This is a genomic window from Microbacterium sp. SORGH_AS_1204 (assembly GCF_030818935.1).
GTDB lineage: Bacteria > Actinomycetota > Actinomycetes > Actinomycetales > Microbacteriaceae > Microbacterium.
The window spans coordinates 2,324,975-2,350,686 of sequence record NZ_JAUTBD010000001.1 but is presented as its reverse complement, the minus strand read 5'-3'; the positions used below and the strand labels follow the sequence as shown (position 1 = coordinate 2,350,686).

Annotated in this window: 26 protein-coding genes; 21 read left to right on the top strand and 5 right to left on the bottom strand. The window is 70.5% G+C overall.

Annotated elements, in window-relative coordinates:
- The first annotated feature begins 30 nt into the window (after window positions 1-30).
- Window positions 31-642, top strand: coding sequence for a regulatory protein RecX (locus QE410_RS10840; protein WP_307331642.1), 612 nt, complete (start codon window positions 31-33; stop codon window positions 640-642).
- Between the two features lie 223 nt (window positions 643-865).
- On the opposite strand, the gene QE410_RS10835 is transcribed toward QE410_RS10840, so the two are convergent.
- Entirely contained in the window at window positions 866-3,421 is a 2,556-nt protein-coding gene (locus QE410_RS10835; protein WP_307331639.1) for a LuxR C-terminal-related transcriptional regulator, read from the bottom strand.
- Between the two features lie 178 nt (window positions 3,422-3,599).
- Here QE410_RS10835 and miaB point away from each other — a divergent pair, with 178 nt between their 5' ends.
- Genes miaB through dapF form a run of 4 tightly spaced genes read left to right on the top strand, consistent with a single transcriptional unit; the run spans window position 3,600 to window position 7,383 of the window.
- On the top strand, window positions 3,600-5,147 hold the full coding sequence (gene miaB / locus QE410_RS10830; protein ID WP_307331636.1) for a tRNA (N6-isopentenyl adenosine(37)-C2)-methylthiotransferase MiaB: 1,548 nt from the start codon (window positions 3,600-3,602) through the stop codon (window positions 5,145-5,147).
- On the top strand, window positions 5,144-6,073 hold the full coding sequence (miaA, locus tag QE410_RS10825; protein WP_307331633.1) for a tRNA (adenosine(37)-N6)-dimethylallyltransferase MiaA: 930 nt from the start codon (window positions 5,144-5,146) through the stop codon (window positions 6,071-6,073). The genes miaB and miaA overlap by 4 nt, the downstream gene beginning before the upstream one ends.
- The gene (locus QE410_RS10820; protein ID WP_307331630.1) at window positions 6,070-6,519 is read left to right on the top strand and encodes a GNAT family acetyltransferase; all 450 of its coding nucleotides are present in this window, start codon (window positions 6,070-6,072) and stop codon (window positions 6,517-6,519) included. Before miaA ends, QE410_RS10820 begins: the two co-directional genes overlap by 4 nt.
- 9 nt (window positions 6,520-6,528) lie before the next feature.
- On the top strand, window positions 6,529-7,383 hold the full coding sequence (dapF, locus tag QE410_RS10815) for a diaminopimelate epimerase (RefSeq protein WP_307331628.1): 855 nt from the start codon (window positions 6,529-6,531) through the stop codon (window positions 7,381-7,383).
- Window positions 7,384-7,630: 247 nt separating this feature from the next.
- Here the strand turns inward: dapF and QE410_RS10810 are convergent, their stop codons facing one another.
- A complete protein-coding gene (locus tag QE410_RS10810; RefSeq protein ID WP_307331626.1) occupies window positions 7,631-8,275 on the bottom strand; it encodes a class I SAM-dependent methyltransferase in 645 nt (214 codons plus the stop codon).
- Window positions 8,276-8,362: 87 nt separating this feature from the next.
- Here QE410_RS10810 and hflX point away from each other — a divergent pair, with 87 nt between their 5' ends.
- Window positions 8,363-9,880 carry a GTPase HflX gene (hflX, locus tag QE410_RS10805; protein WP_307331623.1) on the top strand — a complete coding sequence of 506 codons (1,518 nt, stop codon included), beginning with the start codon at window positions 8,363-8,365 and terminating at the stop codon, window positions 9,878-9,880.
- 187 nt (window positions 9,881-10,067) lie between these two features.
- On the opposite strand, the gene QE410_RS10800 is transcribed toward hflX, so the two are convergent.
- Entirely contained in the window at window positions 10,068-11,960 is a 1,893-nt protein-coding gene (locus tag QE410_RS10800) for a prolyl oligopeptidase family serine peptidase (RefSeq protein ID WP_307331620.1), read from the bottom strand.
- Window positions 11,961-12,077: 117 nt separating this feature from the next.
- A complete protein-coding gene (gene lexA / locus QE410_RS10795; protein ID WP_154921210.1) occupies window positions 12,078-12,764 on the bottom strand; it encodes a transcriptional repressor LexA in 687 nt (228 codons plus the stop codon).
- Window positions 12,765-13,021: 257 nt separating this feature from the next.
- Here lexA and QE410_RS10790 point away from each other — a divergent pair, with 257 nt between their 5' ends.
- The 7 genes from QE410_RS10790 to QE410_RS10760 all read left to right on the top strand — a co-directional run bounded on the left by QE410_RS10790 (window position 13,022) and on the right by QE410_RS10760 (window position 18,759).
- Window positions 13,022-13,372 carry a LysM peptidoglycan-binding domain-containing protein gene (locus QE410_RS10790; RefSeq protein ID WP_307331615.1) on the top strand — a complete coding sequence of 117 codons (351 nt, stop codon included), beginning with the start codon at window positions 13,022-13,024 and terminating at the stop codon, window positions 13,370-13,372.
- 86 nt (window positions 13,373-13,458) lie between these two features.
- A complete protein-coding gene (locus QE410_RS10785; RefSeq protein ID WP_307331612.1) occupies window positions 13,459-14,553 on the top strand; it encodes a histidinol-phosphate transaminase in 1,095 nt (364 codons plus the stop codon).
- Window positions 14,550-15,164: an imidazoleglycerol-phosphate dehydratase HisB gene (gene hisB / locus QE410_RS10780; protein ID WP_307331609.1), complete on the top strand. Its 615-nt coding sequence runs from the start codon at window positions 14,550-14,552 to the stop codon at window positions 15,162-15,164. Before QE410_RS10785 ends, hisB begins: the two co-directional genes overlap by 4 nt.
- Window positions 15,161-15,811: an imidazole glycerol phosphate synthase subunit HisH gene (gene hisH / locus QE410_RS10775; protein WP_307331605.1), complete on the top strand. Its 651-nt coding sequence runs from the start codon at window positions 15,161-15,163 to the stop codon at window positions 15,809-15,811. Before hisB ends, hisH begins: the two co-directional genes overlap by 4 nt.
- A gap of 46 nt (window positions 15,812-15,857) precedes the next feature.
- Window positions 15,858-16,604 carry a bifunctional 1-(5-phosphoribosyl)-5-((5-phosphoribosylamino)methylideneamino)imidazole-4-carboxamide isomerase/phosphoribosylanthranilate isomerase PriA gene (gene priA, locus QE410_RS10770; protein ID WP_058232307.1) on the top strand — a complete coding sequence of 249 codons (747 nt, stop codon included), beginning with the start codon at window positions 15,858-15,860 and terminating at the stop codon, window positions 16,602-16,604.
- Window positions 16,588-17,409, top strand: a complete 822-nt coding sequence (locus QE410_RS10765) for an SseB family protein (RefSeq protein ID WP_307331600.1) — start codon at window positions 16,588-16,590, stop codon at window positions 17,407-17,409. The genes priA and QE410_RS10765 overlap by 17 nt, the downstream gene beginning before the upstream one ends.
- 75 nt (window positions 17,410-17,484) lie before the next feature.
- On the top strand, window positions 17,485-18,759 hold the full coding sequence (locus QE410_RS10760; RefSeq protein WP_307331597.1) for a glycosyltransferase: 1,275 nt from the start codon (window positions 17,485-17,487) through the stop codon (window positions 18,757-18,759).
- A 461-nt stretch (window positions 18,760-19,220) separates the two neighbouring features.
- Here QE410_RS10760 and QE410_RS10755 read toward each other — a convergent pair whose 3' ends face one another.
- The gene (locus QE410_RS10755) at window positions 19,221-19,646 is read right to left on the bottom strand and encodes a DUF1844 domain-containing protein (protein WP_373459340.1); all 426 of its coding nucleotides are present in this window, start codon (window positions 19,644-19,646) and stop codon (window positions 19,221-19,223) included.
- 245 nt (window positions 19,647-19,891) lie between these two features.
- Between QE410_RS10755 and infC the strand changes: the two genes are divergently transcribed.
- The 8 genes from infC (at window position 19,892) to QE410_RS10715 (ending at window position 25,667) form a co-directional block, all read left to right on the top strand.
- On the top strand, window positions 19,892-20,518 hold the full coding sequence (gene infC, locus QE410_RS10750) for a translation initiation factor IF-3 (RefSeq protein WP_373459372.1): 627 nt from the start codon (window positions 19,892-19,894) through the stop codon (window positions 20,516-20,518).
- A gap of 47 nt (window positions 20,519-20,565) precedes the next feature.
- Window positions 20,566-20,760, top strand: a complete 195-nt coding sequence (gene rpmI / locus QE410_RS10745) for a 50S ribosomal protein L35 (RefSeq protein WP_058232311.1) — start codon at window positions 20,566-20,568, stop codon at window positions 20,758-20,760.
- Between the two features lie 29 nt (window positions 20,761-20,789).
- Window positions 20,790-21,173 (top strand): 50S ribosomal protein L20, encoded by a 384-nt coding sequence (gene rplT / locus QE410_RS10740; protein ID WP_058232312.1) that lies wholly within the window; start codon window positions 20,790-20,792, stop codon window positions 21,171-21,173.
- Window positions 21,174-21,339: 166 nt separating this feature from the next.
- Entirely contained in the window at window positions 21,340-22,137 is a 798-nt protein-coding gene (locus QE410_RS10735; protein ID WP_307331588.1) for an RNA methyltransferase, read from the top strand.
- A gap of 76 nt (window positions 22,138-22,213) precedes the next feature.
- On the top strand, window positions 22,214-22,975 hold the full coding sequence (locus QE410_RS10730; protein ID WP_373459339.1) for an amino acid ABC transporter ATP-binding protein: 762 nt from the start codon (window positions 22,214-22,216) through the stop codon (window positions 22,973-22,975).
- Window positions 22,976-23,108: 133 nt separating this feature from the next.
- Complete coding sequence (locus tag QE410_RS10725) at window positions 23,109-24,029, top strand: glutamate ABC transporter substrate-binding protein (RefSeq protein WP_307331585.1); 921 nt, start codon at window positions 23,109-23,111, stop codon at window positions 24,027-24,029.
- Between the two features lie 76 nt (window positions 24,030-24,105).
- Window positions 24,106-24,756 (top strand): amino acid ABC transporter permease, encoded by a 651-nt coding sequence (locus tag QE410_RS10720; protein ID WP_307331584.1) that lies wholly within the window; start codon window positions 24,106-24,108, stop codon window positions 24,754-24,756.
- Window positions 24,753-25,667, top strand: coding sequence for an amino acid ABC transporter permease (locus tag QE410_RS10715; protein ID WP_307331581.1), 915 nt, complete (start codon window positions 24,753-24,755; stop codon window positions 25,665-25,667). The genes QE410_RS10720 and QE410_RS10715 overlap by 4 nt, the downstream gene beginning before the upstream one ends.
- The last annotated feature ends 45 nt before the right edge of the window (window positions 25,668-25,712 follow it).

Below are 25,712 nucleotides of genomic sequence, written 5' to 3'. Positions count from 1 at the left end.
CCTCGGCTCCGGCCCCTCCGGAGTCTCGGGGTGGCGTCCGGCGAAGGCGAGCAGACGACGAGCGCCGACGACGCGGCGCGAGACCCCGCGGACCGCGTCGACGAGGCGACGGCGGCAGAGCTCCGCGAACGCGCCGAGGCTGTGCTCGTACGCAAGCTGAGGTCGCGGTCGCTGTCGCTGTCCGAAGCGCGCGGAGTGCTTCGGAGCATCGAGGGGGTCGACGACATCCTCGTCGACGAGATCGTCGACCACTTCGTCGACCTCGGCTATCTCGACGACGCGACCTTCGCCGAGCAGCTCGCGATGTCGGCCGTCGAGAAGAAAGGCGAAGGGCGCCGTGCGGTCGCCGAGACCCTGCGCAAGCGAGGCATTCCTCGAGAGATCGCCGAGGCGGCGCTCGCGGCGCTTCCCGACGACGACGCGGATCGCGCGCTCGAATTCGCGCGATCGAAGGTGCGGGGGGTCGACGGAGCCGAGTTCGACGCGGCGCTGCGCCGCCTCGCGGGACAACTCGCCCGTCGCGGATACCCGTCGTCGATCGCGTTGACTGCCGCGCGCACGGCTTTGAGCGAGGCCGGCGTCGGCCGCTCGCGTTCGTTCGCCCGCCCCTCATCGAGCGTGCGTTTCACCCCCGACGACTGATCCCAGAAGGGCATCCGGCTGGCAGTGCAACCCCGTCGGGGTGGGCACGCGTCCGTCCCCTCCATCGCGTCGCCGTGTCACGATTGCCCGCCGCCCGAGCCGCGCGTCGGGAGTGTGCCCGCGTCGGGGGAGCGCCCGCGTCGGGGGAGTGCCCGCCGCCGGCCCCGCCGCGTCGGGAGGTACGCGCTCCCCGCGCCGTAGCGCAGGCCCCGTCGCGTCCGCGTCAGACGCTCGCGCTGCCCGATGTGCCGCGCGGCTCGAGCCCCGTGACACCCGCAGCCACCATGCGGCCCAGCTCTCGTCGAGAGGGCGCGCCGACTTTCGCGCGTGCCTGGTAGACGTGCGACTCCACCGTGCGCACAGACAGGAAGAGTCGCGCGGCGATCTCCCGGTTCGTCAGGCCCGCGCTGGCCATCATGGCGATCTCCAGCTCGCGCGCGGTCAGGCCGCCCCATCCCTCCCCACGCGTCGGTGGTGGCGGCGCGTCGCGTGTGGCATCCGGTTCCGGAACGTCGCCGGCATCCGTCTTCGACCACAACGCGTGCAGGCGCAATTCGTCGACCGGCAGTCCCTGCTCGGCCGCCGATCGCGCCGACGCGCGACGCACGGCATCGGCCGCCAGGGGGAGATCGGTGGTGGCGGCGAGCTGCACCAGCTCGTCCACCTCGTCGTCGGTGGCGGCTTCCAGCGTGATCAAGCGGAACAGGTCGCGGATCCGTAGGGCAGCGGCAGAGCGTCCGCGCGTCAGGTCCGCCGCAGCGCGAGCGGCGTTCCGCGCGGCCGCACGGGACCCCTCCACCGCGAGGATGGTCGTCTGCACGTACAACCGGCTGCGGCGCAGCAGTGGTGCGCCGAGGTCGTCGAGCCGACCGACGATGGCGCGAGCCTCATCGAGCCTGCCCGCCATCGCCAGTTCGTCCGCGACCCCCAGCGCGACCATCGTCGCATCGGGATCGGCGACGGCCGACGGGGCGCGTGACATCGCCGACTCCAGTTCGCGCAGCGACTCCTGTGCGTGCCCCGCCGCCGAGAAGGCGATCGCGGCTGCGGCTGCGGCGAGTCTCAGCGCGCCACAGCCGCCCTCACGGGCGGTCCTCGCCATCTCACGCTCGAGCATCGCGTGCAGGGCCGTCCCGTCGGCTCCCGCGATCTGATGTCCGGCCAGCATGTACATCACCGCAGCGAGGCGGTCGCGCGCGCCGAGTCCTGCCGGAGCTCGGCGTGCGGCGAGCATGCGTTCGGCGCCGCGGTAGTACGTCGTGGCGTGTCGCCACCGTCCGGCGACCGCTTCGGCCGTACCCGCCGAGACGAGGGCACGAAGCCGCGCTGCGGGTGTCGCCGCCGCCTCCGCGACCGCACGGCCCGCCGTTTCCGCGGCAGCGCACCAGTCGAGATGCGCGCCCTCCCGGGTGGCGCGGGCGAGCAGTTCCCCCACGCGGGAATCGGCGAGTGCGCGTTCGCGCGGAGAGTGGCCCACGGTCTCGGCTCCCTCGCATTCGGCGAGGGAGCGCGCGATGCGCAGCCGCAGCGGGTCGTCGCCGGCGTCGCCGGACGGGAGGGCGGAAACGGTGCCGGCCGCGATCTGGGCCTCGAGGCGGAGCGGGGCGGTGTCGACGGCGCGACGTCCGCGAGCCGCGTGGGCGGCGGCGTGCCCGGTGTCGCCCCGGTCGTTGGCCTCCCGAGCGGCATCCAGTGCGACGCGCGCCCGCAGGGCGGGCGGCACAGCGCCTTCCCCCGACGCCTCGGGGCCGAGTCGGTGCCACCGTTGCGCGAGGGCGACCGCGACAGGCGGGCTCCACCATTCGTCCGCTTCGGACAGCATGCGGCGACCGGCGGCCTCGACCAGCGCGTCGGTGGCGGCGGTGCCGACGCGACGCTGCGCCTCCTGGGCGACGAGGTCGTTCGCGGTGAGGCGTCGCTGCGGCGATGCATCCGTGTGCAGCAGGCCGCGCGCTACGAGCGCCTGAATGCCCTCCGCGTCGAAGAGTCGCGTCGCGACCGCGCTGTCGAGACGGGGCAGGCGTCGCACTCCCGCCAGGATCTGCAGGTCGGTGGGCGGCATCTCGGCGACGTGGCGCTCCAAGGCGACCGCGAGCGGGCTGTGCGGGGCGATCGCGCGAAGTGCCGCGAGCGGATCGCGCCCGGCGCGCGCGTCGTCCGTCGCCTGCCGCATCAGATGGCTGAGGAGGGTCCGGGACCCGTCGGCGCGCCAGACCAGACCGGCGCGCGTGGTGCTGTCGACGAGCGCGACGTCGGGGAAGCCGGCGATGAAGGCGTAGGCGTCATCGTCGGTGAGGTCCGCGAGGTCGATGCGCTGGGCCAGCTCTTCGACTCCCAAGTCGAGGAACGAGCGGCGCACCTCGTCGCCCTCTCCGACGGGTTCGATACCGCGCGGCCTCGCGGTGCGCAGCGCCACCACCGCCGTCAGCCGGCGTGATGCGATCGCGCGCGCGAGCACACGAGCCGAGGCGAGGTCGAGCAGTTCGACGTCGTCGACCACGAGCACCTCGTCCATGACGCCACCGTCGTCGGACCGATCGCGCAGGGCGGACAGGACGGGGTGCGCAGCGGCCTCCCGTGCGCCGTAGGGCTGTGCCGACAGAGCCGATGCGGCTCGCAGCACGATCGTCGTGGCGCCGCGGTGCTCGAGTTCGCGGGTGACCGCACGCAAGACGTGGCTGCGTCCGCTGCCGCGGGTCCCTGTCACCACAATGGACGTGCCGCCGAGGATTCGTGCGGCCAACGCCCCGGCATCCGGTCCGGCCTCGGTCGAACCCACCTCCACGCTCCCCTCTCGGCACCCGTGGGCACCGCGTGCCACGATATCGAGGCCGACGCAACAAAGTCCGGCCTTCGTGCGCACCCTTTTGCTCATATTGCGCTCGAAGCGACGCGGCAACGAGCGAAAGCGGCTCCCGAGCGGTCGCCGAGCGGGGACGCTTAGAATTGCTCGCATCATGACCACCCCTGTCTCGACCCCGACGCTGATCGCGCCGTCCCCCGCCGCGCAGGGCGCGCAGGGACCGCGTACGTACGAAGTCCGCACCTTCGGGTGCCAGATGAACGTGCACGACTCCGAGCGCCTGTCCGGCTCGCTCGAGAGCGCGGGCTACGTGCGCGCCGACGCCGGCACAGAGGCGGACGTCGTCGTGATCAACACGTGCGCCGTGCGCGACAACGCCGCGGGCAAGCTGTACGGCACGCTCGGCCACCTCAAGTCGCGCAAGGACGCCCACGCGGGCATGCAGATCGCGGTCGGCGGGTGTCTGGCGCAGATGGACAAAGACACCGTGCAGCAGAAGGCGCCGTGGGTCGACGTCGTCTTCGGCACGCACAACATGGGGTCGCTGCCCGGCATGTTGGAGCGCGCGCGTCACAACGGCGAGGCCGAGCTCGAGATCCTCGAATCGCTCGAGATCTTCCCCTCGACACTGCCCACCAAGCGCGACTCCGTGCACAGCGGCTGGGTGTCGATCTCGGTCGGATGCAACAACACCTGCACCTTCTGCATCGTCCCGAGCCTGCGCGGCAAAGAGAAGGACCGCCGTCCCGGCGATATCCTGAACGAGATCCGCCTGCTCGTCGACGACGGCGCGATCGAGGTCACGCTGCTCGGTCAGAACGTCAACTCGTACGGCGTCGAGTTCGGTGACCGCCTCGCCTTCGGCAAGCTCCTGCGCGCCGCGGGCGAGATCGAGGGGCTCGAGCGCATCCGCTTCACCAGCCCCCACCCCGCGGCCTTCACCGACGACGTCATCGCCGCCATGGCCGAGACCCCGGCGGTCATGCCGCAGCTGCACATGCCGCTGCAGTCGGGATCGGATCGCATCCTCAAGGCCATGCGCCGGTCGTACCGCAGCGAGAAGTTCCTCGGCATCCTGGATCGCGTCCGCGAGCAGATCCCGCACGCGGCCATCACGACCGACATCATCGTCGGGTTCCCGGGCGAGACCGAGGAAGACTTCCAAGAGACGCTGCGCGTCGTCGAAGCGTCGCGGTTCTCCAGCGCCTTCACCTTCCAGTACTCCATCCGCGAGGGAACACCCGCGGCGACCATGGCCGACCAGGTGCCCAAGGCCGTCGTGCAGGAGCGCTTCGAGCGCCTCGTGGCGTTGCAGGACCGCATCTCCGCCGAAGAGAACCAGAAGCAGCTCGGTCGCACCCTCGAGGTGCTCGTCTCGGCGGGCGAGGGCAAGAAAGACGCCGAGACCCACCGGCTCACGGGCCGCGCCGAAGACAACCGCCTGGTGCATTTCGAGCTGCCCGCAGGCTCGCCCGTGCCGCGCCCGGGCGATGTCGTGTCGGTCACGGTCACGCACGCCGCCCCCTTCCATCTGCTCGCCGACGCCCCCGACGGCGCCCCCCTGCGCATCCGTCGTACGCGCGCGGGCGACGCCTGGGACCGCTCGCAGGCCGAGTCGTGCGGTGTGCCCGCTCCGGTGGGAGAGGCCGGCGCGCCCCGCGCGGTGTCGCTGGGACTTCCCACCCTCCGCGTCGGCGTGTGACCGAGCCCCGGCTCTGGGCGGTCGTCGGGGCCACAGGAACCGGCAAGACCGGGCTCTCCCTCGACCTCGCCGAGGCGCTCGCGGCCCGCGGACGCCCCGCGGAGATCGTCAACGCCGATGCGATGCAGCTCTACCGGGGCATGGACATCGGTACCGCGAAGATCCCGGTCGGCGAACGCCGCGGCATCCCGCATCACCTCTTCGACGCTCTGGCCGTGACCGATGATGCCGCAGTGGCCTGGTATCAGGATGCCGCTCGCGCGGCCATCCGCGCGGCCCACGGCCGCGGCGCGGATGCGATCCTCGTCGGGGGTTCGGGCCTGTACGTGTCCAGCGTGCTGTGGGACTTCCGCTTCCCCCCGCGCGACGAGGCGTTGCGGGCGCGGCTCGAGGCGGAGCTCGAGAGCGAGGGCGCCGGAGTGCTCTACGCGCGGTTGCGCCAGGCCGACCCGGCTGCCGCGGAGCACATCGACCCCCGTAACGGCCGCCGCGTCGTGCGGGCGCTGGAGGTGCTCGCGCAGGGACGCCAGACGCACGGGGGAGCCCTTCCCGAGGCGCCGGTGTCGTGGCATCCGTCGACGCGCATCCTCGCCACCCGCATCGACCGCGACGAGCTGGTTCCGCTGCTCGATGCCCGCGTCGAGGGCATGTGGGCGACGGGGCTGATCGACGAGGTCGAGGCGCTGCGCGCCGAGGGACTCGAGCGCAGTAACACCGCGGGGCGCGCGATCGGGTACGCGCAGGCTCTCGGCCAGCTGCGCGGCGATCTGACCCGCGACGAGGCCGTCGCCGAGACCCAGGCCCTCACACGGCGCTATGCCCGTCGGCAGGTCTCGTGGTTCCGGCGCTACGCCGAGGCCGAATGGGTCGATGCGCGGACGGTGGATGCCGGAGTGCTGGCATCCCGGGCGGAGGAGGGGTCGTGATCGAGATCCGCGCCTTCACGCCGGCCGACGAAGACCCCGTCGTCGCCCTCTGGGAGGAGGCGGGGCTCACCCGCCCGTGGAACGACCCGCGGGCGGACATCCGCCGCAAGCTCACCGTGCAGCCCGAACTGTTCCTCGTCGCCGTCGACGACGGTCCCGTGATCGGCAGCGTCATGGCCGGCTACGACGGGCACCGCGGCTGGCTGTACTACCTCGCCACGGCGCCGTCGCACCGCGGCCGCGGTGTGGCGCGCGCCCTCGTCGCCGAGGCCGAACGGCTGCTCGCCCAGATGGGCTGTCCCAAGGTGCAGCTCATGGTGCGTCCCGACAACACCGGCGTCCGCGGGCTCTACGACGGACTCGGTTACGAGCCCTTCGACACCTGGGCGACCGGCAAGCGTCTCATCGTCGACGGCCCCGGCGGACCGTCGTCATCCGCTCCGTAGACTGGACGCATGGCGACTCTTCCGTTCACCAAGGGCCACGGCACCGGCAACGATTTCGTGGTGGTGGCCGACCCCGATGGGCAGCTCGACCTCTCCGACGCACAGGTCGCGGCGCTGTGCGACCGGCACTTCGGCATCGGTGCCGACGGTGTGCTGCGCGTCGTGCGATCGACGGCGATCGGCGAGGGGGCGGATGCCGCGGCATCCGGAGCCGAGTGGTTCATGGACTACCGCAACGCCGACGGGTCGAAGGCCGAGATGTGCGGCAACGGCACGCGCGTGTTCGCGCGGTACCTCACCGACACCGGGCTCGCCACCATCGACGACGGCCTCCGCATCGGTACGCGAGCCGGGGTGAAGACGCTCACCCGCAGCGATCGCGGTTTCGAGGTCGACCTCGGTGTCTTCACCGTCGACGCCGAGGAGACCCTGGTCCGCGCCAAGGGCCTGCCGGTCGCGCGTCCGGGCGTCGGCATCGACGTGGGCAATCCGCACGTGGTGGTGGCGCTGTCATCGGATGCCGAGCTCGACGGACTCGACCTGGCCTACCAGCCGGTGCTGGACCCCGTTCCCCGGCACGGGGCGAACGTCGAGTTCGTCGTGCCCGCCGATCCGCTGGTGCGCGACGGTGTGGGAGCCATCCGCCTGCGCGTGTTCGAGCGCGGCGTCGGGGAGACGCTGAGCTGCGGCACGGGTGTCGCCGCGGCGGCGCTCGCCGTCCGGCATTGGGCGGGTGCTGCCGCCCCCGATCACTGGGTCGTCGACACCCCGGGCGGAACACTCGGCGTGCGGATGTCCGACGGGCGGGTCTTCCTCTCGGGTCCGGCGTCGTTGGTGTTCACCGGCGAGGTCGCTCTCGCCTGAGGGATGCCGACTCGCGCTGCCGGGGGATCGCGAGCAGACGATCAGCCCGAGGGCGCGTGAACGGCACGCGCGCGCGATCGCGCGGACGACATGCGCTTTCGGCATCCGGCCGGGCGCGTGAACGGCGCGCGCGCGATCGCGCGGACGACATGCGCTTTCGGCATCCGGCCGGGCGCGGGAACGGCGCACGCGCTTTCACACAGGACGTGCGTTCTCGGCACCCGGCCGGGCGCGCGGATCGCCGCGGTCAGGCGATGACGTCGATCGGTCCACTCGGCGGCGAGCCGTGGCGGCGCACGCGCAGAACGCGGAAGCCGCGGCCGGTCGCCGCCCGCTGCACGCTGTAGCCGTCGTCGAAGGTCGTTGCGAGCCAGCGCTGCAACGAATCGGAGCCGAGATTGCGCTGCACCACGAACCATCCGTCGGAGCGCTCCGCCAGGCGGGGGATCCAGTGCTGCAGCATCCCGTGCAGTTCGTTCTTGCCCACACGAATCGGTGGATTCGAGCGGATGCTGCGGAACGACACGTCGTCGGGAACATCCTCCGGACGAACGGCGTTGATGTTGGTGAGGCCGGACGCCTGCGCGTTGCGCCTCACGAGATCGAGAGCACGCTCGTTGACGTCGACCGCCCAGATGGTCGCGTGCGGTGAGGCGAGCGCCAGCGACAACGAGATCGGACCCCATCCGCACCCCAGGTCGAGGACGTTCCCGCCGGCGGGAGGGGGAGGGGTGTTGGCCAGCAGCACTCCGGTCCCGGCATCCACATGATCGGGGCTGAAGACGCCGCCCGCCGTGACCACCTCGAGTTCTCGACCGGCGAGCGTCACGCGGATGCGGCGGAGCTGCTCGGGACTCGACGGCGACGCGCTGAAGTAGTGCTCGCTCCCCATCACATCAGGATATCGGACCGGCCCCGCGGGCGCCGGGACGGATAAAGTGCCAGAACACGCGGGAACACCCGCGGTCGAAAGGAACACATGACCGAACAGACCACACCCCTGAGCACCGACGCGTCTCCGGTGGACCCGGTGGACCGAGTGCTCTCGCGCGCCGAAGCGCATCGCGGGGTCCGGGTCTTCGGTGCTGCACAGGCCCTTCAAGACAGCACCACCGCGAACGGCGGCGACACCGACGGCGACCAGTGGGACCGCGAGGAGCGCGCAGCACTGCGCCGTGTCGCCGGCTTGTCGACCGAACTCGAAGACGTCACCGAGGTCGAGTACCGGCAGCTGCGCCTCGAGAACGTCGTCCTCGTCGGCGTGCACCCGCAGGGTGAGCAGACGGATGCCGAGAACTCGCTGCGCGAACTCGCGGCGCTGGCCGAGACCGCCGGTGCCGTGGTGCTCGACGGCGTGCTGCAGCGGCGTCCCCACCCCGACCCGGCCACCTACGTGGGCCGAGGAAAAGCGCAGGAGCTACGCGACATCGTCGCCGCCGTCGGCGCCGACACCGTGATCGCCGACACCGAACTCGCCCCCAGCCAGCGTCGCGCGCTTGAAGACGTCGTGAAGGTCAAGGTGATCGACCGTACGACGGTGATCCTCGACATCTTCAGCCAGCACGCCAAGAGCCGCGAGGGCAAGGCGCAGGTCGAACTCGCCCAGCTCGAATACCTCCTCCCGCGTCTGCGCGGGTGGGGTGACTCGATGTCGCGCCAGGCCGGTGGACAGGTCGGTGCCGGCGGCGCGGGCATGGGCTCGCGCGGACCCGGTGAGACCAAGATCGAGCTCGATCGTCGTCGCATCCGCACGAAGATGGCGCTGCTGCGCAAGCAGCTGCGCGACTTCGCACCCGCGCGTGAAGCCAAGCGCGCCGAGCGCAAGCGTCACACGATCCCGTCTGTCGCCATCGCCGGCTACACCAACGCCGGCAAGTCCAGTCTGCTCAACCGCCTCACCAGCGCGGGCGTCCTGGTCGAGAACGCCCTGTTCGCGACACTGGATGCCACGGTGCGCCGATCCGAGACGAGCGACGGCCGGGTCTACACGCTGACCGACACGGTGGGCTTCGTGCGGAACCTCCCGCACCAGCTCGTCGAGGCCTTCCGGTCGACGCTCGAGGAGGTCGGCGACGCCGACGTCATCTTGCACGTCGTCGACGCCTCGCACCCCGACCCGGCGGCGCAGCTCATGACGGTGCGCGACGTGATGGGCGACGTCGACGCGAACTTCGGACAGGAGATCGTCGTCTTCAACAAGGCCGACCTGGTCAGCGAGGACGAGCGGCTCGTGCTGCGCGGACTCGCGCCGAACGCGAAGTTCGTGTCCTCTCGCACCGGGGAGGGCATCGACGACCTACGGGCGGCCATCGAAGACGCTCTTCCCCGGCCCGCCGTCGAGGTGCAGGCGGTCGTGCCGTACGACCGGGGCGATCTCGTCTCGGCCGTCCACGAGAGCGGGCTGATCGTCGCGCAGGAGCACCGTGAGAGCGGAACGTTCCTGCACGCCCACGTGGGCGCGCGACTCGCGGCGGAGTTGGAGCCGTTCGCCGCCTGAGTGCAGTGCACGTCCCCGCAGGCCCCTGCGCTTCGGCGCCGGGGCCTGCTCGTTCCCGGGAGCGCACGCTGCCCTGCCCCGTGGCGCGCATCGCGCAGGCTCCCGGCAATGCTCACGCGTCAACGCGGCGGCCTGCCCGTTCCCGGAGCGCACACTTCGCCGGCACCGGGGGCAGGACCGCCGCCTCTCAGTCGAGTTCGAGTGGCGGGACACCGGGTGTGTCGAAGCCGAACACCGCCCCGAGGAATCCCAGCTCGCGTCGCAGCGAATCGACCACCGTCTCGGCCCGGCGGAAGCCGTGGCCCTCACCCTCGTACAGCACGTACGCGTGGGGGACCCCGTGCGCGGCGAGGGCGTCGCGAATGGCCTCGGCCTGCGACGGAGGGACGACGCGGTCTTCGGTGCCCTGCAGGATCAGCAGGGGGATGCGGAACCGCTCCGGCCGACTGAGCGGCGACCGCTCGATGTACATCGCCTCCGCCTCGGGGAGCGGACCGATGAGCCCGTCGAGGTAACGGGCCTCGAAGTCGTGGGTATCGTCGGCGAGGGCGCGGGCGTCACCGACGCCGTACCGCGAGATGCCGGCCGAGAAGACGTCGGTGTTCGTGACGGCGGCCAGCACGGTCCACCCGCCCGCGGAGCCTCCCGCGATGGCGAGACGTTCGGCGTCGGCGAGTCCGGCGTCGGCGAGGGCGGATGCCGCGGCGGCGACGTCGTCGACATCGACGACGCCCCACTGCCCCTTGAGGCGATCCCGGTACGCGCGGCCGTAGCCGGTGGAGCCGCCGTAGTTGACATCGAGCACGCCGATGCCGCGGCTGGTGAAGAACGCCGTCTTCGCCGACGGAGCGGGTCCGACGTGCGAGGTCGGCCCGCCGTGGACGAGCACGACGTAGGGCGGACGCTCGCCCGCGGCCGGTGCGACATCGGGATTCGTGGGGGCGTAGGCGAAGGCGTGGACCGGGCCGTGGGGGCCGTCGGTCGACAGGGCGCGGGCGGCCGGCATCCACTCCTCGCCCCAGGAGCCTGCGCCGCCGGTGACGAGCTCGGTCGCACCGGAATCGAGGTCGACGAGCCACAGACCCGAGCGACCGCCGGCGTCGGCACCCGACACGAGCGCGCGGGCGCCGCGGACGTCATCGATCGCGGCGCCCGCGACCACGGGGACGTCGACCGGACGCACGCCACTGGGCGCGATCTCGACGATCTCATCGCCGCCGTTGGTGCGCACGGCGACGATGCGGCCGTCGTCAGCGGCTCCGAACCACCGCGTTCCGAGCACCCACAGTGCGCCGCCGGTGTCGGCGTCGGCGGGCGCGACGGGCTGCGCCGTGCCGGCGAGGGGGTGGCGGAACAGATTCCACCGGCCGTCGGGGTCGTCGGCGTACAGCAGCTCGTCGTCGGCCAGCCAGACCGGCTGCAGTGGGGCCCGATCGCGGCCCTGTGCGACGTCGACGACCTCGCCGGTCGACAGGTCGGCGACACGCAGGATCGTGGCGTCCCACGGCATGTCGGGGTGGTTCCAGGCGACCCACGCGAGGCGACCGCCGTCGGGGGAGAGGGCGGGCTGAGCGAGGAAGTCGCTCCCGTCGGCGAGTACCTCGACCGCACCGGAGTCGTCGGTCGCGATGCGCACGATCGCGCGCGCCGGAACCCGCCCGTCGCCGTGCGTCTCGCGCACGGCCAACAGCATGCCGTGCTCGAACCGCAGGCCGCCGTGCCGCACCGCGTCGTCGGCGGGCGTCAGTGCCCGCGCCGAGCGCCCGGGCCGCAGGGCGTAGACGCGCTGATCGGCCTTCTCGACGTAGAACAATTCGCCGTCGTCGGATGCCGTCCAGGCGCCGCCGCCGTACTCGTGCACGGCGGAGCGGGCGTTGGCGGGAGCCGGCAGTACGGTCTCGACCGCTCCGTCGGCGAGGCGCCGCTTCACCGCGACGCGACCCGCCTCGGTGGGGACGGATTCTCCCCACCACACCTCGGCGCCGACGAGTCGTGCACCGTCGACGCGGGGAGACGACTGCGACACCGATTCGGGGGTGATGGGCGAGGGCCAGGAGCCGTGAGGAAGGGAGTCTGCCATCACCCCAGCCTAGGGAGAGCCTCCGACAACGCCACCGGAGCCCTCTGGCGCGTCGATCGAGCGAGCACGATCGACAACGCGGTGCGCCGACGTCGTCATACGGTCGCCGGCGCCGCCTCACACCGCGCGCAGCACCGCCACGACACGGCCCAGAACGACGGCCTCGTCGCCGAGGATGGGTTCGAACGCGCTGTTGCGGGGGAGCAGCCACGTGTGGCCGTCGCGACGACGGAACGTCTTGACCGTCGCCTCGCCGTCGAGCATCGCGGCGACGATCTCGCCGTTCTCGGCGTTCGCCTGTGAGCGGACGACCACCCAGTCGCCGTCGCAGATGGCGGCGTCGATCATCGAATCGCCCGACACCTTCAGCATGAACAGCTCGCCCTTGCCCACCAGCTGGCGGGGGAGGGGGAAGATCTCCTCCACCTGCTGGTCGGCGGTGATGGGCACACCCGCCGCGATCCGGCCGACCAGCGGCACGAGGGCCGCATCGCCGAGGGCGGGCGCGGTGTCGGCCGGGTTCTCGGCGGCGGCGCCCGGGAGGTCGATGAGCACCTCCATCGCGCGGGTCTTGCCGGGGTCGCGCCGCAGGTAGCCGCTGAGCTCGAGCTGGTTCAACTGGTGGGTGACGCTCGACAGCGACTTCAGGCCCACGGCGTCGCCGATCTCGCGCATGCTCGGCGGATAGCCGTGACGGGCGATGGAGCGCTGGATGACCTCGAGGATCGCGAGCTGCTTGTCGCTGAGGCTCTTGCGCCGACGCGTCTGCGGTCGGTCGCGGCCGGCGGTCGTCGCGTCGGTCATCTGATGCTCCCCTCGCGCCGCGGAGGGCGGCGGAAATTCGAATGTCGGAGGTTGGTGATGAGGTCTCCGTGTCGAAACCGTATCCGGTCGGCGAGCCGAATGACACGGAACTGCGCGCGTGTCGCGTTCGATTCGTTTCCGAGAACGCGGCTGTTGACACCCTCGCAGTATCGAATATAGATTCGGAATACAGATTCGCACCCTCGCCCTCCCGGCCGAGGGTGGGGTGCGAATCTCTCCCCACTGAGGAGCACACCATGAGCAGCATCGTCATCACCGCCCCCACCACCCGCCTGCGCATCACGCCGCGCGGTCGCCGCATCGTCGCCTTCCTGGTGGCGTTGCCGATCGTCATGGCGCTCGGCCTCGCGATCGTGGGTGGAGGGTCTGCCCTCGCATCCAACGACGCGGGTGCCCCCGCCGGTTCCTTCACCGAGATCACCGTGATGAGCGGTGAGACGCTGTGGTCGATCGCCGAAGAGGTGGCACCCTCCGCCGATCCGCGTGACGTCATCGCGAAGATCTCGCGGCTGAACGCGCTGTCGGGCGGGTCCGTGGCGGCGGGTCAGCGCATCGCGATCCCGGTTGAGTACGCGCCCGCCGACTGAGCGGGTCGCGCCGCGCGTGCCGTCGCCCCGACGCCGACCGTCCTCGTCCCGTGCCTCGCGAGTCCCCGACCCCGGTGCCGCCTACGATGGGTGAGGTGACCGTACGCCTCGACGACCTCCCTCTTCGCGACGATCTGCGGGGCATGACCCCGTACGGAGCGCCCCAGGCCCCGCTGCCCGTGGCGCTGAACGTGAACGAGAACACGCATCCCGTTCCGGCCGACGTCGCAGACGACATCCTCGACGCCGTCGCCCGGGCTCTCCGCGACGTGAACCGCTACCCCGACCGCGAATTCACCAGGCTGCGCGAGGCGTTCGCGAACTACCTCGGCCACGGCCTGGGTCCCGAGCAGATCTGGGCCGCGAACGGCTCGAACGAGGTCTTGCAGCACATCCTGCAGGCGTTCGGCGGACCCGGCCGCACGGCGATGGGTTTCGCCCCCACCTACTCGATGTACCCGATCCTCACCCGCGCCACCGGTGCGCGCTGGATCGCGGGGGAGCGCGAGCACGACTTCGCCCTCAGCGCCGAGTCGGCTGCGGCGCAGGTGCGTGCGCACCGGCCCGACATCGTCTTCCTCTGCGCGCCGAACAACCCCACGGGAACCCCGCTCCGGCTCGACGTCATCGAGGCGGTCTACGACGCCACCGACGGTGTGGTGATCGTCGACGAGGCCTACGAGGAGTTCGCCCCCCGCGATGAGCCCTCGGCCGTCACGCTGCTGTCGGGTCGCCCTCGTCTGGTGGTCTCGCGCACGATGAGCAAGGCCTTCGCCTTCGCGGGTGCGCGCGTCGGGTACCTCGCCGCCGATCCCGCGTTCGTCGACGCGCTGCGTCTGGTGCGCCTGCCCTACCACCTGAGTGCTCTCACGCAGGCCGCGGCGACCGCCGCCCTCGGCCACGCCGACACGATGCTCGCGATGGTCGACGAGATCGTCGCCCAACGCGACCGCATCTCGGCCACCGTGTCGGCGCTCGGCTACACGGCGCACGAGTCGTGGACCAACTTCGTGCTCTTCGGAGGGGTCGACGACCCCGCGGCGACCTGGAAGGCGCTGTATGACCGCGGCGTGCTCATCCGCGACGTCGGCATCGCCCACCACCTGCGCGTGTCGGCCGGCACCGAAGACGAGACCACCGCGTTCCTCGACGCGCTCGCGTCGGTAGGATCGCGGTCATGACCGCCCCCGCCTCGCCCCGTACCGCCTCGATCACCCGCGAGACGAGCGAGTCGCACATCCAGCTCGAACTCGACCTCGACGGGCGCGGTGCCAGCGACATCGAGACCACGGTGCCGTTCTTCGACCACATGCTGACCGCGTTCGCGAAGCACTCCTTGACCGACCTGCGGGTGCGCGCCACGGGCGACACGCACATCGACGCCCACCACACGGTGGAAGACACCTCCATCGTGCTCGGCCAGGCCATTCGGCAGGCTCTCGGCGACAAGTCGGGCATCGCGCGCTACGGCGACGCCCTCGTCCCCCTCGACGAAGCGTTGGCGCAGGCGGTGGTCGACATCAGCGGTCGCCCGTACCTCGTGCACACCGGCGAGCCCGCGGGCTTCGAGCACCACCTGATCGGCGGGCACTTCACCGGATCGCTCGTGCGGCACTCGTTCGAGGCCATCTCGATCCACGCCGGGCTCACGGTGCACGTGCGGGTGCTCGGGGGACGAGACCCCCACCACATCGCCGAGGCCGAGTACAAGGCACTCGCCCGCGCTTTCCGTCAGGCCAAGGCGCTCGATCCGCTGGTCGACGGCATCCCCAGCACCAAGGGGGCACTGTGACCGCCAAACCGATCGTCGCGGTCCTCGACTACGGGTCGGGCAATGTGCACTCGGCCGTCAAGGCGCTGGTCGAGGCCGGTGCCGATGCGCGCCTGACCTCCGACCGCTCGCTGCTGCTCGACGCGGACGGGCTGCTCGTGCCGGGCGTCGGCGCCTTCCGCGCGGTGATGGACTCGCTGAACGCGAGCCGCGGCGGGGAGATCATCGATCGCCGTCTCGCGGGCGGGCGCCCGGTGCTCGGCATCTGCGTCGGCATGCAGGTCATGTTCGACCGCGGCATCGAGCGTGGCGCCGACACCCCCGGACTGGGGGAGTGGCCGGGTACGATCGCCGAACTGCAGGCTCCGGTGCTGCCCCACATGGGCTGGAACACCGTCACCGTCGGCGAGGGCTCGCGCCTGTTCGAGGGCATCGAAGACGAACGCTTCTACTTCGTGCACTCCTACGGTGCGCAGGAGTGGTCGCTCGAGGTCACACCGCCCTTCCCGCAGCCGTCCGTGACGTGGTGCACCTATGGCGCACCGTTCATCGCGGCGGTCGAGAACGGGCCGCTCGCGGCGACGCAGTTCCACCCTGAGAAGTCGGGCGAAGCCGGCATCCGCCTTCTGTCCAATTGGATCGACGGGCTGCGCACGACTACTGTGTGACCTCGTGCCCCGGCTCGGCGAGATGCGCCGAAGGGTGCGAGGAGCCATGAACGATTTCGCGTCCACGCCCGAACTTGTGCTGCTTCCCGCGGTCGATGTCGCCGACGGCAAGGCCGTCCGTCTGACCCAGGGTGAGGCCGGTACCGAGACCAGCTACGGCGACCCCGTCGATGCCGCCGCGGACTTCGCCCGCCAGGGTGCGCAGTGGATCCACCTGGTGGATCTCGACGCCGCCTTCGGACGTGGCAGCAACGCGAACGTGATGCGCAAGGTCATCAAGCAGGTCAAGGGCGTGCAGGTCGAGCTGTCCGGCGGCATCCGCGACGACCGCACGCTCGAAGCTGCGCTCGAGAGCGGCGCGAGCCGCATCAACCTCGGTACCGCGGCCCTCGAGAACCCCGAGTGGGCGGCCGACGTCATCAACCGCTACGGCGAGGCCATCGCGGTCGGTCTCGACGTGCGCGGCACCACCCTCGCGGCTCGCGGGTGGACGCGCGACGGCGGTGACCTCTGGACCGTGCTCGAGCGTCTCGAAGACGCCGGTTGCAGCCGCTACGTCGTCACCGACGTCACCAAGGACGGAACGCTGCGCGGCCCCAACATCGAGCTGCTGCGCGAGATGACGCAGCGCACCCCCAAGCCGATCGTCGCCTCGGGCGGCGTGTCGAGCCTCGACGACATCGCGGCGCTGCGCGACCTCGTTCCCCTGGGCGTCGAGGGTGCGATCGTGGGCAAGGCGCTCTATGCGGGGCAGTTCACGCTCGCTGAGGCCCTGGATGTCGCCGGACACTGACGGCACCTCCGACCACGGCGCATCGCACGGCCACGGTCCCCTCGGGGCCGATGGCGACTCCGCCGGTGTCCCCTGGGAGGGCCGGAGTTTCGAGGCGAACCCGCACGCGGGCGACGACGGCTCGGCCGATCCGGCGCTGCTGTCCGCTCTGCTGGCGTTCCGCGCGGGCGAAGGGGGAGCGGGCGCCGTGGTCGACGCCTACCGTGAGGCGCGGCTGCTGATTCCGCTCGTCGCCGAGAAGGGCGACCACGGGGTCGGCGCGCACGGGCTGGAGGTCGACAAGACGCAGGAACTGTCGATCGTCACGGTCGCCGCGCCCGATGGCCGCAAGGTGCTGCCGGTCTTCACCTCCGTCACGGCGCTGCAGACGTGGGATGCACTGGCCCGCCCCGTTCCCGCCGACGGTCGGCGTACGGCGTTGGCCGCGGCCTCGGAGGACACTGACCTCATCGTCATCGACCCGGCCTCGGAGACGGAGTTCGTCATCCGTCGCCCCGCCGTGTGGGCCATCGCCCAGGGCGAGCCGTGGGAGCCGGCGCACACGTCGCCGACGATCTTCACGGGCTTGCAGGAGAGCATCTCCGGGGAGCTCGCCGTGCTCGACCTGGCCGTCGAGTCGGGGGATCCCACCGGGCGTCTTCGCGGCCCCGAGCTCGTCGTGCATCTGCAGCTGATGGCGGGCCTCGAGCAAGAGGAACTGGATGCCGTGCTGGCGCGCGTCGCCCGCCGCTGGGCCGCCGACGACCGTATCGCGGTTCTGGTCGATTCGCTCACCGTGAAGCTGCACCGCAGTACCGCCGCCTGAGCGCGTCGGGAAAAGAGGCCGGGGACGCCGGCGACGCTACCGTGGGAGCGACCCTCCCTCGGAAAGGGTGCACCCATGGTGACCGTCCTCCTCGCCTCGAACCCCATTCACGGGCACGTCGGCCCGATCCTGCAGGTCGCCGCGCACCTCGTACGCGAGCGACACCGCGTCACAGTGCTCACCGGCACGCGCTTTCGCGAACGTGTGGCATCCATCGGCGCGGACTTCCGGGCTCTGGGCGGAGTCGCCGACTACGACGACCGGCGCCCCGACCTGTATCTGCCCGAGCGCGGGAAGTACCGCGGGCTGAAGCAGGCCCAGTACGACATCCGCACGATCTTCATCGAACCCATCCCCGACCAGTACGCCGCAGTGGCGGAGGCGATCGCCTCCCTCCGCCCCGACGCGGTGCTCGTCGACGGCGCATTCGGCGGTGTCCTTCCCGTTCTGGACCGGGATGCCGATCGCCCGCCGATCCTCGCGCTCGGGGTCACGCCGCTGTCGCAGTCATCGCGCGAGTTGGGACCGTACGGCATGGCTCTCGCGCCCGCCCGCAATGCGATGGATCGCGCACGCTTCGCGGTGATGAACATCGCGGCCCGGCGCCTGGTCTTCCGGCCCACCCAGCGAGCTGCGGTGCGCGCGCTCGCGCGCTGCGGTGCGGGACCGCGGGGCTTCGTCATGGACCTCTCGGGCCAGTTCGACCGGTTCTTGCAGACGGGGCCGGCGAGCCTGGAGTACCCGCGCCCCGACCTCGACGGCAATACCCGTTTCGTCGGCGTCCTGCCGCAGCCGGGCTCGGGTGCGCCGCTGCCGCCGTGGTGGGACGACCTCGACGCGACGCGCCCGATCGTGCACGTCACGCAGGGCACGATCGACAACCACGACTTCGGTCGGCTCGTGCGTCCGACGCTGGCGGCCCTCGCCGACCGCGACGTCACCGTCGTCGTCAGCGCCGGCGGCCGGCAGGTCGATGATCTCGGGCCGCTGCCGGCGAACGCCCGTGCGGCGAGCTATCTGCCGTACGACCTGTTGCTGCCCCGCACCGATGTCTTCGTCACGAACGGCGGCTTCGGGGGTGTGCAGGCGGCGCTGGCCGCGGGCGTTCCCGTGGTGGTGGCCGGCGACACCGAGGACAAGCCCGAGGTCGCCGCGCGCGTCGCGTGGACGGGCGCCGGCATCGATCTGCGCACCGGAACCCCCGATGCGGCCGCGATCGCGCGGGCGGTGGATGCCGTGCTGTCCGAGGCGTCGTACCGTTCGGCGGCTCGGCGCCTCGCCGCAGACGCCGCGCAGCACGATGCCCTCGCCGAGATCACCCACCACCTTCTGACGACCCGCCCCCGCTGACCCTTCGCGCCGGCGCACGAAGAAGGTCGCGGGCCCCGCGGTCGCCCCTCGGGTGTCACGGAGGAGTCGTCCTGCGGCACAGGCGAAGGGGTGCCTCTTGTCTGAGGTCGATCGGGGAAGCGGCCCCGTTCTCCATACCCCTCGGGTGTCACGGAGGAGTCGTCCTGCGGCACAGGCGAAGGAGTGCCCCTTGTCTGAGGTCGATCGGGGAAGCGGCCCCGTTCTCCATACCCCTCGGGTGTCACGGAGGAGTCATCCTGCGGCACAGGGCGCAGTGATGCCCCCTTCTCAAGGCAACTGGGGTGGGGCTCCAAGCTCCATACCTGCCTGGGTGTTACGGAGGAGTCGTCCTGCGGCACAGGCGAAGGGGTGCCCCTTGTCTGAGGTCGATCGGGGAAGGGGCCCCGTTCTCGACCTCAGACAAGGGGCACCCCGTAGCCGGTACCCCCAGAACGAACGACCTACGTGACGGGACCCGTCCATTTCTCCCCCGGTCCCTTCCCGATGGGGTCCTGGATGGTCGACGCCTCGCGGAACGCGAGTTGCAGCGACCGCAGCCCGTCGCGCAGCGATCGCGCGTGCATGTCGCTGATCTCGGGGGCTCCGGCCGTGATGAGGCCGGCGAGGGCGTTGATGAGCTTGCGGGCTTCGTCGAGGTCGAGCTGGTTGGCGGGGTCGTCGGCCAGGCCGGTCTTGACGGCGGCGGCGCTCATGAGGTGCACGGCCGCGGTGGTGATGACCTCGACCGCGGGCACGTCGGCGATGTCGCGGGTGGCGGCGGATGCCGCGCGCTCCTGCTCTTCCCAGCGGGCGAGCCGTTCGTCTTCGCCTCCGTGGCGGTGCGCGGGGTGGTCGTCGGCGGGCTGGTCGGAGGGGATCGTGTCCACGTGGTTCTCTCTGCTAGACTGTTGCGGGCTTCGGAGCTTTCCGCTCCGTACGAAAGAGGATCGCATCCCACCCGCGCTTGCCGCTCCAGGCTACCGGGTTCCCGCACTCCGCTCCGTCTTGCATGGTGTCGTCTGGGTGCAGAAGCCGGTGCTGACAGCACCGTGCCGGGTGGCGTGTTTCTCCTCTTCGCCCGCGATTCGATCGGATCGCGGCGGCCGTCATCCGCACACAAGAGGAGTTCCGCATCAGCGATCCCCGCACCAACGAGCGCATCCGAGTCCCGGAGGTCCGTCTCGTCGGACCCAACGGCGAGCAGGTCGGCATCGTCCGCATCGAAGCTGCGCTGCGCCTGGCCCAGGAAGCGGACCTCGACCTGGTCGAGGTTGCGCCGAGCTCGAAGCCGCCCGTGGTCAAGATCATGGATTACGGCAAGTTCAAGTACGAGGCCGCTCAGAAGGCCAAGGAAACGCGTCGTAACCAGGCGAACACGGTCCTCAAAGAGGTTCGGTTCCGCTTGAAGATCGAGGCCCACGACTACATCACCAAGCTCAAGCGCGCCGAGGGCTTCCTCCAGGCGGGCGACAAGGTGAAGGCCATGATCCTGTTCCGCGGCCGCGAGCAGTCGCGTCCGGAGCAGGGTGTGCGCCTGCTCCGCAAGTTCGCCGAAGACGTCGCCGAGTTCGGCACCGTCGAGTCGAACCCCACGATCGACGGTCGCAACATGGTGATGGTGGTCGCTCCTCACAAGAACAAGTCCGAGGTCAAGACCGAGCAGAACGCGCAGCGCGCGGCGAACCGCGAGGCTGCGCGCAGCGCCGCCCGTGGCGACTCGGCCCCGGAAGCAACGCCCCCCTCGGCCCCCGCCGAGTAACGCCTCCAGACTCCCGCTCCGGCGGGAACACCAACGAAGGAAGACAGATGCCGAAGCAGAAGACCCACTCGGGCGCCAAGAAGCGCTTCAAGCTCACCGGTAGCGGCAAGCTCATGAAGCAGCAGGCCGGCATGCGCCACAACCTCGAAGGCAAGGCCTCGAAGCGCACCCGCCGCCTGAACCAGGAGCAGGTCCTGGCCGCCGGTGACTCGAAGGTCGCCAAGAAGCTCCTCGGCCTCTGAGCGCCGACGCACGTTAGGAAGAAACAGAAATGGCTAGAGTCAAGCGGGCTGTAAACGCCCACAAGAAGCGTCGCGTCATCCTCGAGCGCGCCTCCGGTTACCGCGGTCAGCGTTCGCGCCTGTACCGCAAGGCCAAGGAGCAGGTCACCCACTCGCTCGTCTACGCGTACCGTGACCGTCGCAAGCGCAAGGGCGACTTCCGTCGCCTGTGGATCCAGCGCATCAACGCCGCGTCGCGCCAGAACGGCCTGACCTACAACCGCTTCATCCAGGGCCTCGGCCTCGCGGGTGTGCAGGTCGACCGTCGCATGCTCGCCGAGCTCGCCGTGAACGAGCCGGCCGTGTTCGCCTCGCTCGTGCAGACCGCCAAGGCTGCGCTGCCCAGCGACGTCAACGCTCCGAAGTCCGCGTAAGTCGCGTCTTCTCCCGGAACGGGCGTCCTCTTCGGAGGGCGCCCGTTCCGTCGTTCCCGCCGGGGCGCGCGTCGCGCACGACTCCCGCGGTGGCTCGAACGGCGTGCGTTGCGGCGACCCCGCGCGGCATTCAGAGCGCATGCCGGGGGAGCCATACACTGAGGGCGTGCTCGAGAACCCCCGTTCGCCCCGCGTGCGCGCCGTGGCGAAGCTGAGCAAGCGCGCCGCCCGTCAGGAGACCGGCCTGTTCCTCCTCGAGGGGCCGCAGGCCGCGCGAGAGGCCCTCGCATTCGCGCCGGAGACGGTGCTCGAGGTGTACGCCACACCGGCCGCGCTCGAGAAGCACGCCGACGTGCGCGATGCCGCCGAAGAGGCCGGCATCGATCTGCAGTACACGACGGAGGCGGTCCTGGACGCCATGGCCGACACGGTGACCCCGCAGGGCATCGTCGCGGTGGCGCGACAATCGCCCACGGCTCTGCGCGACGTGCTCGCGGCGGGCCCGCGTCTCGTCGCGATCTGCGAGGAGGTGCGCGACCCGGGCAACCTCGGCACCATCATCCGTGCGGCCGACGCTGCGGGTGCGGATGCCGTGATCCTCACCGGCCGGACGGTCGATCCGTACAACCCGAAGGTCGTCCGCTCGACCACGGGTTCTCTGTTCCACCTGCCGGTCGCGGTCGACCTGGAGCTCGCCGATGTGGTGGAGCGCATGCACGAGGCGGGCCTGCGGGTCGTCGCCGCCGATGTGCAGGGCGAGGATTTCCTGGCCTCCCGGGACCTCCTCTCCGAGCCGACCGCGTGGCTGTTCGGCAACGAGGCGCGCGGTCTCGAAGACGAGGCGCTCGCGCGCGCCGACCTGGCGCTGCGCCTGCCGATCTACGGCCGCGCCGAGTCGCTCAACCTCGCCACCGCGGCGAGCGTCTGCCTGTACGAGACGGCGTTTGCGCAGCGGGCGCGCTGACGGACGCTGTTACAGAACGGTTAAGGCGCGCGCCGGAAGGTGGTCGGTCGCTCGGCATCCTCATAGGGTTGTGCTCATGGCATCCGTTCCCCCGACGAGCTCCGAGCCCCTGGTCGTCGTTTCCGACGTCCAGAAGCACTACGGGCAGTTCCAGGCTCTGAAAGACATCGATCTCACCGTCGATCGCGGCGAGGTCGTCGTCGTCATCGGCCCCTCGGGTTCCGGTAAGTCGACGCTGTGCCGCACCATCAACCGCCTCGAGACGATCACGAGCGGCTCGATCACCATCGACGGCAAGGAGCTTCCCAAAGAGGGGAAGGGCCTGGCCGAGTTGCGCGCCGACGTGGGGATGGTCTTCCAGTCGTTCAACCTCTTCGCGCACCTGACGATCCTCGAGAACGTCACGCTGGGGCCCATCAAGGTCCGCAAGATGAAGAAGGCGGATGCCGAGAAAGAGGCGCGTGCTCTTCTCGACCGCGTCGGCGTCGGACAACAGGCCGACAAGCTCCCGGCGCAGCTCTCGGGTGGTCAGCAGCAGCGCGTGGCGATCGCCCGCGCCCTGGCGATGAAGCCGAAGGTCATGCTGTTCGACGAGCCGACCTCGGCGCTCGACCCCGAGATGATCAACGAAGTGCTCGACGTGATGGTCGGTCTCGCCAAAGACGGCATGACCATGATCGTCGTCACGCACGAGATGGGCTTCGCCCGCAAGGCCGCCAACCGCGTCGTGTTCATGGCCGACGGGCAGATCGTCGAGCAGGCGGTTCCGGAGCAGTTCTTCACCAACCCGCAGTCCGACCGGGCCAAAGACTTCCTGTCGAAGCTCATCACGCACTGACGGCACCCCCATGACGGCGACGAACGAGGAGGTTCTTTGCCGAAGCGCGAGCGTCCCCACCCGTGGGTGTTTCGCCGTGCCATCCCCCCAGACCCATCTATCCGCACAGCACACGTAACCAAGGAGACATCACATGCGTAAGACACGTTTTCTCGCCGGCGCGAGCATCGTCGCCGCCGGCCTGCTGGCCCTGACGGCCTGCAACAGCGGCACCCCCGGTTCGACCGAACCCGGCGCGGGCGGCGGCGCCGGCGACGAGCCCGTCTACGGCGCGGTCGCCTCCGACGTCACCATCGAGGGCAGCCCGACGTTCGACAAGATCACCTCGGCCGGCAAGATCGTGGTCGGCGTGAAGGAAGACCAGCCCGGCCTCGGCTACCTCGACCCCGTCTCGGGCGAGCGCAAGGGCTTCGACGTCGACGTCGCCCGCTGGATCGCCGCGTCGCTCGGGTTCGACCCCGCCGACTCGTCGAAAGTGGAGTACAAGGCCATCGCCTCTGCCAACCGCGAGCAGGCGATCATCAACGGTGACATCGACTACTACGTCGGCACCTACTCGATCACCGACAAGCGCAAGGAGCAGATCGCCTTCGCCGGCCCCTACTTCCTCACCGGCCAGGGCCTGCTCGTCGCCGCCGACAACGACACCATCACCGGCAAGGACTCGCTGACCGCTGAGACGACCGTGTGCTCCGTCACCGGCTCGACGCCGATCCAGCGCATCCGCGAGCAGACCCCCGCCCAGGTCGTCGAGTTCGACACCTACTCGCAGTGCGTCGAGAAGCTGAAGAACGGCGAAGTGGATGCCGTCACCACCGACGAGGCCATCCTCCTCGGGTACGCGGCACAGGACCCCGAGAACCTGAAGATCGCCGGTGAGCCCTTCAGCGAGGAGCGCTACGGCGTGGGTCTCGCCAAGGGCGACACCGCTTTCCAGGAGTTCGTGAACACCATGTTCACCGACGGCGGATCCACGTGGCAGGCCATCTTCGAGGCCAACCTCGGCGCCTCGGGCGTCTCCGGCGAGCAGCCGGCGGTCGACCCCGTCAGCTGAGCCTCGGGTGCGGGCGGCGCCCGGTGCGCCGCCCGCACCACCCGAAGAATCGACGACAGAGAACGGACAGCGTGCGGTGAATCAGATCTTCGACTACCCCGACCTGTGGGCACAGGCGTTGTGGGGAACGGTCGTGCTCTTCATCGGGGGCGGCTTGATCGCTCTCGTGCTCGGCTTCATCGTCGCGGCCATGCGTGTCTCGCCGGTGCCCATCGCGCGGGCGGTCGGGGCCGTCTACGTCAACTGGATCCGCAACACGCCGCTGACGCTCGTGCTGTTCTTCTTCGCGTTCTGCGTGCCGCTGCTCGTCGACGTGCCGCGCGGGAGCTTCCTGCAGTTGGCGGTCGTGGGTTTGGGCATCTACACGGCGACGTACGTCGCCGAGACGATCCGTTCCGGCATCAACACCGTTCCTGTCGGGCAGGCGGAAGCAGCGCGAGCGCTGGGTCTCGGATTCGGGCAGGTCATGACGCTCATCGTCCTGCCACAGGCGACGCGTTCCGTCATCCCCCCGATGATGAGCGTCTTCATCGCACTCCTGAAGAACACCACGGTCGCCGCGGGCTTCTCGGTGGTCAACCTGGGAAACATCCGCGCCACCATGAGTGAGAACGGCGAGAACCAGCTCGTCACGATCCTGCTGGTCATGGCGGTGTTCGTGATCCTGGTCCTGGTGCTGGCCGCGCTGCAGAACGCAGCCGAAAAGAAGTGGAAGGTCGCCCGATGAGCTCCTCGGTCCTCTACGACGTCCCCGGCCCCCGGGCGCAGCTGCGCAATCGCATCCTCGGCGTCATCACACTGGCTGTCGTCGCGGCCATCATCGGCTTCGTCGTCTGGCGCTTCATCGACACCGGACAGTTCTCGGCCGCGAAGTGGAACGTCTTCACCTACAGCGCCATCTGGGTGCGCTTCGGCGAGGCGACCCTCGCCACTCTCGCCGCATTCGCCGTCGCCGCCGTCGGCGCCCTGGTCCTCGGGTTCGTCCTCGCCATCGGACGCCTGTCGGATCACGCCTGGGTCCGGATGCCGGTCGGATGGGTCGTCGAGATCCTCCGCGCCATCCCGGTCCTCATCTTCATGCTGCTGCTGTACTACGGGCTCCCGGTCATCGGCATCAAGATGTCGTCGTACTGGGCTGTCGTCATCGCGCTCATCGCGTACAACGGCTCGGTCCTTTCCGAGGTCATCCGCGCCGGCGTCGAAGCCCTGCCTCGCGGTCAGAGCGAGGCCGGTTATGCGGTCGGTCTGCGCAAGTCGGGAGTCCTGCGTCTGATCCTGCTCCCGCAGGCGATCCGCGCGATGCTGCCGGTCATCATCGCGCAGCTCGTCGTGACCCTGAAGGACACCGCGCTCGGCTTCATCATCACGTACCCGGAGTTGCTGTACTTCGCGCGCCTGCTCGGGTCGAACGGCGAGTACGGGTCGCCGTTGATCCCCGCGGCGATGGTGGCCAGCGTCATCTACGTCGCCATGTGTCTCGCGCTGTCGTACACGGCGCATCGGGTCGAGATCGGTCTGCGTCGATCGCCGAAGGGGGCCCGCGTGGCCGGTGCGCAACCTCCGGGGCAGACCGGCACCGACACCGAGCTGATCGCGGCGCAGCGCGGCGTCGGCAAGTTCGACTCCAGCGGTCTGTGACGCGACCGACGGGCGGGGGAGTGTCCCCGCCCGTCGGTAGACTCT